Source organism: Nocardia sp. NPDC055029, from assembly GCF_053608525.1.
In genome coordinates this window covers 98,350-105,482 of record NZ_JBSGVQ010000026.1, presented here as the reverse complement: position 1 = coordinate 105,482, position 7,133 = coordinate 98,350, and the positions used below count along the sequence as shown (strand labels likewise).

At 68.5% G+C, this 7,133-nt stretch carries 8 protein-coding genes and 1 pseudogene; 4 read left to right on the top strand and 5 right to left on the bottom strand.

Annotation, left to right across the window (positions count from 1 at the left end; genetic code table 11):
- Both ACWF9G_RS22130 and ACWF9G_RS22125 read right to left on the bottom strand, forming a co-directional pair.
- Window positions 1-710, bottom strand: a 710-nt coding sequence (locus ACWF9G_RS22130; protein ID WP_452517518.1) for an enoyl-CoA hydratase/isomerase family protein, incomplete at its 3' end; no start/stop codon positions are given.
- A gap of 63 nt (window positions 711-773) precedes the next feature.
- Window positions 774-893: pseudogene (locus ACWF9G_RS22125) on the bottom strand (WS/DGAT domain-containing protein); the annotation flags it as partial.
- 104 nt (window positions 894-997) lie between these two features.
- Here ACWF9G_RS22125 and ACWF9G_RS22120 point away from each other — a divergent pair.
- Both ACWF9G_RS22120 and ACWF9G_RS22115 read left to right on the top strand, forming a co-directional pair.
- The gene (locus ACWF9G_RS22120; protein ID WP_452517516.1) at window positions 998-1,543 is read left to right on the top strand and encodes a nitroreductase/quinone reductase family protein; all 546 of its coding nucleotides are present in this window, start codon (window positions 998-1,000) and stop codon (window positions 1,541-1,543) included.
- Between the two features lie 18 nt (window positions 1,544-1,561).
- The gene (locus ACWF9G_RS22115; RefSeq protein WP_452517521.1) at window positions 1,562-2,329 is read left to right on the top strand and encodes a class I SAM-dependent methyltransferase; all 768 of its coding nucleotides are present in this window, start codon (window positions 1,562-1,564) and stop codon (window positions 2,327-2,329) included.
- Between the two features lie 28 nt (window positions 2,330-2,357).
- On the opposite strand, the gene ACWF9G_RS22110 is transcribed toward ACWF9G_RS22115, so the two are convergent.
- The 3 genes from ACWF9G_RS22110 to ACWF9G_RS22100 form a co-directional block, all read right to left on the bottom strand.
- Window positions 2,358-3,005, bottom strand: a complete 648-nt coding sequence (locus ACWF9G_RS22110; RefSeq protein ID WP_452517514.1) for a fasciclin domain-containing protein — start codon at window positions 3,003-3,005, stop codon at window positions 2,358-2,360.
- A gap of 118 nt (window positions 3,006-3,123) precedes the next feature.
- A complete protein-coding gene (locus ACWF9G_RS22105; protein ID WP_379302917.1) occupies window positions 3,124-3,273 on the bottom strand; it encodes an FAD-binding domain-containing protein in 150 nt (49 codons plus the stop codon).
- Window positions 3,270-3,857 (bottom strand): lipocalin family protein, encoded by a 588-nt coding sequence (locus tag ACWF9G_RS22100; protein ID WP_379302915.1) that lies wholly within the window; start codon window positions 3,855-3,857, stop codon window positions 3,270-3,272. Before ACWF9G_RS22100 ends, ACWF9G_RS22105 begins: the two co-directional genes overlap by 4 nt.
- A 180-nt stretch (window positions 3,858-4,037) precedes the next feature.
- On the opposite strand from ACWF9G_RS22100, the gene ACWF9G_RS22095 reads away from it, so the two are divergent.
- Window positions 4,038-4,868 (top strand): MerR family transcriptional regulator, encoded by an 831-nt coding sequence (locus tag ACWF9G_RS22095; protein ID WP_452517512.1) that lies wholly within the window; start codon window positions 4,038-4,040, stop codon window positions 4,866-4,868.
- A 326-nt stretch (window positions 4,869-5,194) separates the two neighbouring features.
- On the top strand, window positions 5,195-7,006 hold the full coding sequence (locus tag ACWF9G_RS22090) for a multicopper oxidase family protein (RefSeq protein WP_452517511.1): 1,812 nt from the start codon (window positions 5,195-5,197) through the stop codon (window positions 7,004-7,006).
- The last annotated feature ends 127 nt before the right edge of the window (window positions 7,007-7,133 follow it).

Here is a 7,133-nt window from a genome sequence, read left to right as displayed (position 1 = left end):
GGGGAGCGCTTCGCCAGCCGGGCGGCGGTCGACTGCGCCTCGGCGAGCAGGTCGTCGGGAGCTACCACCCGGTGCACCAGTCCGATCTCCAACGCCCGGCTCGGACTGATCGGAGCGCCTTCGAGGCACAGCTCCATGGCGCGACCCGCACCCAGCACCCGGGTCAGCATCTGGGTACCGCCGCCGCCGGGAATGATGCCGACCAGGATCTCGGGTTGGCCGATTTCGAACGGACCGTCGGCCATCAGACGCAGGTCGCAGGCCAGCGACAACTCGCAACCCCCACCCAGTGCGCGGCCGTTGAGCGCCGCGATGAACACGGTGCTGGACTCGCGCATCAACTGGCAGACCTCATGGTAGCGGCGGAGGTTCGCGACACCGCCTGCTCCGGCCCGAGCCAAACCCGCCTGCCCACCGGGGACATGGTCGGCCAGGGTGCTCATTCGCAGCGCGGCGCCCGCCGTCCGCGGGTTCAGTGTCACCGGGGCGGCTTCGACGCCGTCCAATATCTCCGACACCGAGTAGTGGCTGACGAAGACACCGTCGACGGCGCTGGTGAGCACGACCGCACGGACGTCGTCGTCACGGTCGACGACACGAAGTAGCTCGAGCAATTCGGCCATCACGGCATCGGTGAGGAAGTTGTAGGGCGGGTTGTCCAACCAGATCGTCTGCACGGAACCGTGCCGGTCGGTGCGGAGAAACTGCATACGAGTGCCTTTCGACGGTGGGTTGTCGTGTTGGTGCAGGTAGACCCGTTCCAGTTCGGCCAGTGCTTCACCGCAGCACGGTGCGACGCGTTGGCTATGAGGCAGCGAGATAGCCCACGCGGTGACGCACAAGTTGAGGCGGTTCGCGTACGACAGGATCGTAATGTCGAGTGCCTGACCTATGTCGAGTGTCTGACCTCGCCGAACTCGTGTCCCCGCATCGGGGCGACAGGCACCCGTAGCATCGGCGGTTCCGGCTCGCCGCCGTCGAGCGCATCATGGATGACATGGACGACGCGGAGCAGGAAGCCCGCCGCGCGGCGGCGCAAGCTGTCATCGGTAGGCACGCTCGGCTGATCCGCAGCCCGCGGGACGGCAAACTGCTCAGTGCGGGAATGCTGCCGCTGTTCCGGCTTCGCGTCCCCCGTGGCTACGGCGTCCTCACCACAACCGGCCGGAAAACCGGTGTGCCGCGGCCGAAGTGTATGCGGGTGCTACGCGAGGGTGATCGCGCGTATCTCGTGCAGTTGATGCCACCGCAGATCACGGTCGAGCGGCCGGGCGCCGTCAACGCATGGTTGCGCAACATCCGGGCCGATCCCCGGGTCACCCTGGAACTGCCCGACGGTACCCACAGCGGCACGGCCAGGGAGATCACCGATCCCGCGGAACTCGACACCGCGCGTGCCCTGCTGTGCGACACCGTCGTCCCGCTCGACTTCGGCGAATGCGCCATCCATCTGCGTGGTCTGCCGTCCCGGGCGAAGATCCGCGACCTGCACGCCTACTGGTTCCGCACCGGGCGAGCCGTCGCCATCGACCTGGACGCGTGAGAGCGTAGCCCGGTGGCTGTGCAACGGAGTTTCGACGAGCTGGTGGCGGAGGCTGCCGCGGCGCCGGTCGACGGCTGGGAGTTCTCCTGGCTGGACGGGCGGGCCACCGAGGAACGGCCCTCGTGGGGCTATCAGCGGCTGATCGGGGAGCGTCTCGCCCTGGCCGGAGCGGCGCTGGACATCCAGACCGGTGGCGGTGAAGTGCTGGCCGGCGTCCCGCGGCTCCCCGCGGTCACCGCCGCGACCGAGGCATGGCCGCCGAATGTCGCCAAGGCGACGGCACTGCTGCGGCCGCGCGGTGTCGTGGTCGTGGTCGACGACGGCGAACCACCACTCCCGTTCGCCGATGCGGCCTTCGACCTGGTGATCAGCCGCCATCCGGTCACGGTGCACTGGACCGAGATCGCCCGCGTGCTCGAACCGGGAGGCATCTACCTCGCCCAGCACGTCGGCCCGGCGAGCGTGTTCGAACTCTGCGAGTTCTTCCTCGGCCCGCAACCGCAGGCCGTGCGCAGCCGCCGTCACCCCGAAACCGCCCGTGCGGACGCCGAAGCAGCGGGCCTCGACGTTGTCGACATCCGAGCCGAGCGGCTGCGCATGGAATTCCGCGACATCGGCGCGGTGATCTACTTCCTGCGCAAGGTCATCTGGATCGTTCCCGGCTTCTCCGTCGAGGCCTATCGCGACCGTCTCCGTGAACTCCACGAACGGATCGTCACCGACGGCCCGTTCATCGCCCACTCGTCGCGCTTCCTCATCGAGGCCCGCAAGCCACGGGCCCGCTGAGTCCGCGGCGGCGCGACCATCGTCGACATCACGCCGCGGGCGGCATGAGCACGCTGTCGATCATGTACACGGTGGCGTTCGCGGTGCGGACACCGCCGCAGACAACGTTCGCGTCGCCGACCTTCAGCTCGTCACCGGACCCGGTGACCGTGACATCGGCGCCCTCCACGGTCTGGTGGGTGCCGGCGATCCCCGATGGCGCGATCTGGCCGGGGACCACGTGGTAGGTGAGGATTCGGGTGAGGGCGGCCGAGTCGGTCTTCAACGTCTCGATGGTCGCCGGATCGATCTTCGCGAAGGCCGAGTCGACGGGTGCGAACACGGTGAACTGGCCGTCGTTGAGGGTGCCGACCAGGTTGACGTCGGGATTGAGCTCGCCCGACACCGCCGACACGAGAGTGGTGAGCATCGGATTGTTGGACGCGGCGACCGCCACCGGCTCCTCGGCCATCCCGCTGATGGAGCCGGGACCGCTCGGAACCTGGGCGGCGTATTCCGCGCACCCCGGCCCGACCAGGCCGGACGCGGCATCCGCGCCGGTGGTGTTCGGCGCTGAGGTCATCGGTGCGGGGGATGTCGACGCGGTGGTGCTCGAGCCGTCGTCGGAACAGGCCGCGACGCCGAGCGTCGAGCCGAGGAGCATGGTCGCTACGAGGGTTCTGCGCAGGTATCGCATGATTCTTCCGTCACTTCCGTCGGCGTGCGGCACGATGCCGCACGGTGTGGATGCCACGGAGTCCGGCTGGCCCGGCCGCTCGGATGGCTGCACTCTGTCGCTCGAATGAATGCCGGCCTCACCACCCGACACAATCGATGATCGGCACGGGATAGGTTGCCGGATCGATGTTCTCGCGCCAGGGACGATGAATTCGCGTGCCGGGCAGGTCCGCCAGCTCTGGCAGCCACCGCCGCACGCAGGTGAACAGTGCCATGGCGATGCTCATCGCGCGCAGAGGGGTCGCACATCGTCACGTCCACCGGTCGCCGGCGAGGTGAGGTACACGCACGGGTCCTGGCCCGCTGCCCGGATCGCGTCGTCGACCTGCTGCCAGGTGGGGGCGTCCAGCGCCGGGGTGCGCGAGAGTACGAAACCGGAGAGCCTGCTCGGGGAGGTGACCAGTGCCCACGAGTAGTCCGGGCCGAGCGCGGTCACGACATAGTTGGTGGCACCCTCGCGCTCACCCTGACCGGGAACGCTGGGGAAGCTCACGTGCAGTTGTGCGTTCGTGACGGGGTCGTTCACCGTGGCGGTGCCGCGGATCTCGTCGACGCCGCCGGTCCAGGTGTGGCAGCGGTTGTGGACCCCGATGTCGCCCCGGGGGTCGAGGGTGTAGACGGCGGTGGTGTCGCGCGCGCAGTTGAGATTGAACACCTGCGGAATCGCCGCGAGCTGACGCCATTCGCCGAGATAGCGATCGAGATCGAGCCGCGGAACGGGCGCGGGCGGCGCGGCGACCGCGGCGCCGGCGAGGCTCGCGGACGCGGCGAGTAGCACGGCGGTGATCCATGAACTACGTCGAGTGCGCACGGGAACTCCTCGAGATCGATGGTGTAGCCATTCTACCAGCAAACGATGCATAATCGATTCATGAATCCGCCGGCTCGCCGAAATTCCGCGATGTCGGACCGGCCTCCCGGCAGGGCCACGCCGACGCGCGGGGACCCGGCTGTGGAGTGCGGGCCGGGGCGTTCGGGGCACAATGAGGCTGTGCCCGCCGCTCCCGCCTCCGCCGTGGCGGGCTATCCGGTGCGCGCGGTGGCCGAACAGCTCGGCATCCCGACCGCCACCCTCCGCAGCTGGAACCGCCGCTATGGGATCGGGCCTGCGCAAGACCGTCCGGGCCGCCACCGGCTCTACACCGACGCCGACATCGCCGTGCTCGAGCGCATGCTCGAACTGATCGGCGGCGGTGCGAGTCCGGCGGGCGCCGCGGCGGCGGCGCGGGGCCCCGCGCCGGTACTCGGAGACCGTGCGGCCCTGCTCGACGCGGCATTCGCCTTGGACACCACCGCCGCCTGCGCTCATCTGGATGCACATGTTCGGGCCTACAGTGTCGTGCGGACCTGGGAAGCGCTGTGCCGCCCCGCCTTTGCCGATATCGTCGCGCGCCAGGGTGCCGGCGAGGCCTGTATCGATGCCGAGCACCTCCTGTCGTGGTCGATCGCGGCGGTCATGCAGCGGGTGACACCCGCGCCGGGTGGTGCGCCGGTTCTGCTGGCGTGCACCAGCGGCGAAACACATTCGCTGCCACTGGATGTGGCGCGTGCCGCGTTGGCGCAGGCCGGGGTCGGTGCGCGCATGCTAGGCGCCGACGTTCCCACCGACGCGTTGTCCGGCGCGCTGGCCCGCCAGGCGGGCGCGTCCGCGGTGCTGCTGTGGTCGCAGCGCGAGTCGACCGCGCTGACCTCGGCGGTGCTGGCCTGCGCGGCGGCCGGAGCGCGGGTGCTCGTCGGCGGGCCGGGCTGGGATGTCGTGATGCTGCCCGACGCGGCCGAGCGGATCGGTGGTCTGGCTGACGCGGTGGAAGCTCTCAGCTGATCCTGGCGCGGCGTCATCCTGCTAGGTGTGGCCGATAAACGATGCAATAGTGATGCAATTGCAGAGTGCGCCCGCCACCTCTGTCTGTGGTTTCAGTCGTCATCGGTGGATGGCTTGGTCCGGACGAGGTGCCGCAGGGTCTCCTCCAGTCCAGCTGTACGGAAGGTGTGCCCGGCGTCGGCCAGCCGTGACGGAGGCCCCGGCCAGGTGGCTCCAGTAGTCAGAATCCCTGGTCGCGGACGCTACATCCAAAGAGGTACTGCCGACTATACCTAGTGGTATGGTCGCCCATCGTGCGCAACGGTGCAGCACGGAAGGGCTCGACCATGGAATATCCGATCGAACGCCGCCGGTTTCTGCGGATGACCGGCGCGGGTCTGCTCGGTGCGGTGCTGATCGAGGCGCCTGCCTCCGCTGCCCCTGTCGCACCGCCCGGGATACGCAGTCCACTGCTGTTCCATTCCCCGGCGGTCGAACCGTTCGTCGACGAAATGCTCCGACTGCCCGTGGTGCGCGGTGACCGGCTCGACCTCGTCGCCTCGACCACCACCCACCGCTTCCACCGTGACCTGCCGGAATCACCGGCGCTGGGATACAACGGGATGAGCTATCTGGGACCGACGATCGAACATCCGGTGGGATCGCCGCTGCGGGTGCGCTTCGAGAACCGGATGACCACGCACCCGCTCGCGGCCGACATGGACACGAGCCTGCACGGTGTCGCCGAGAGTTTCCGCGCCGCTCCGCCGTCCTCGCTGCATCTGCACGGTGGTGTGACACCGCCGGACAGCGACGGGCATCCCGAGCAACTCGTCCACCCGGGCGGCGGCATCGACCACGATTTCCCCCTGGCCCAGGACGCCGGACACCTGTGGTATCACGACCACGCGATGGGCATCACCCGCGTGAACGTCTACGCCGGACTGGCCGGAATGCTGCTGCTCCGAGACGAATTCGACACCGGCCAACCCGGCAACCCGCTGGGTCTGCCTGCCGGGGATTTCGAGATTCCCTTGGTGCTGCAGGAGAAACTGTTCACCGCCGACGGGCGTCAATCGGTCCGGTCGACGCCGGTGGTGCCAGAAGGTGGCTGGGAAGGCGGGGCGGTCGGGGACGTCGGACTGGTCAACGGCAAGATCTGGCCGTATCTGCCGGTCGCGCGCGGCCTCTACCGCTTCCGGGTGCTCAACGCCGCGTCGTTCAGTGTGTGGAATCTGTTCTTCGGCAACCGGATGCGGTTCTGGGTGATCGGCAACGATCACGGCCTGCTCGACGCGCCCGTCGCGGTGCACGAGCTGCGGTTGTCACCGGGTGAACGAGTGGATCTGCTGGTCGATTTCACCGAACTGGACCCGGGCGAGACGGTCGAACTGCGCAACGACGAGGCGCCGGTCTTGCAGGCCGCGATCCTCGGCGAGGTCGCGATGCCGAAGTTCTGCCAGTTCCGGGTGCGGGACCGGCCGGGCTTCGCCGGTGGCGTGCCGGAACGGTTGCGCGGTGGCGCATTCGGGCCGCCGGTGCTGCCGCCGATCGAGACGCCGACCGTGGTGCGCACCGTCACGGTGAGTCAGCCCTACGAATTGCGGGTGCCGCCGGCGATCATGTCGCTGAACAACCTCACCTTCGCCAGCCCCGACATCGAAATGCCACGCCAGGGCACCGTCGAGCAGTGGGACATCGTCAACATCACGCCCGATCCGCACCCGATCCACCTGCACCTGGTCACTTTTCGCATTCTCGGCCGGACGCCACTGCGGACGGTCGACTATCAGCTGGCCCATCCGCAGCCGCCGGTCGGACAGAAATGGGTGCCGTCGGCGCACGGCTTCCTGGCCGGTCCGAGGCAGCCGCCGCAGCCATGGGAAGCGGGTCGCAAAGACATCGTGCGCGTCGACGGCGGGACGGTCACCAGCATCATCGTCCGGTTCCCGACCGCGGCGGAACTCGGCTTCGATCCGGACGCGACCTTCCCGCGCCGGGCCGCGACCGAACTCGCGGGGGCGGACGGCCATGGTGGGCACCGCGTCGCCGACCATGCGGGCCATCACCCCGACGACCTGCAGGGCTACGTCTGGCACTGTCACCTGCTCGACCACGAGGACCACGACATGATGCTGAAGTACCGCATCGTGCCGTAGGAGCGACAGCATTCCATACTTTCGGGTACGGACATATGTGCTTAGTAGTATGGTCGGTGCAACGCGACGCCGATCGCAGTCGATGAGCGAAGTGAACGTCAGGAGGCCGACAGTGGCCGAAATCGTC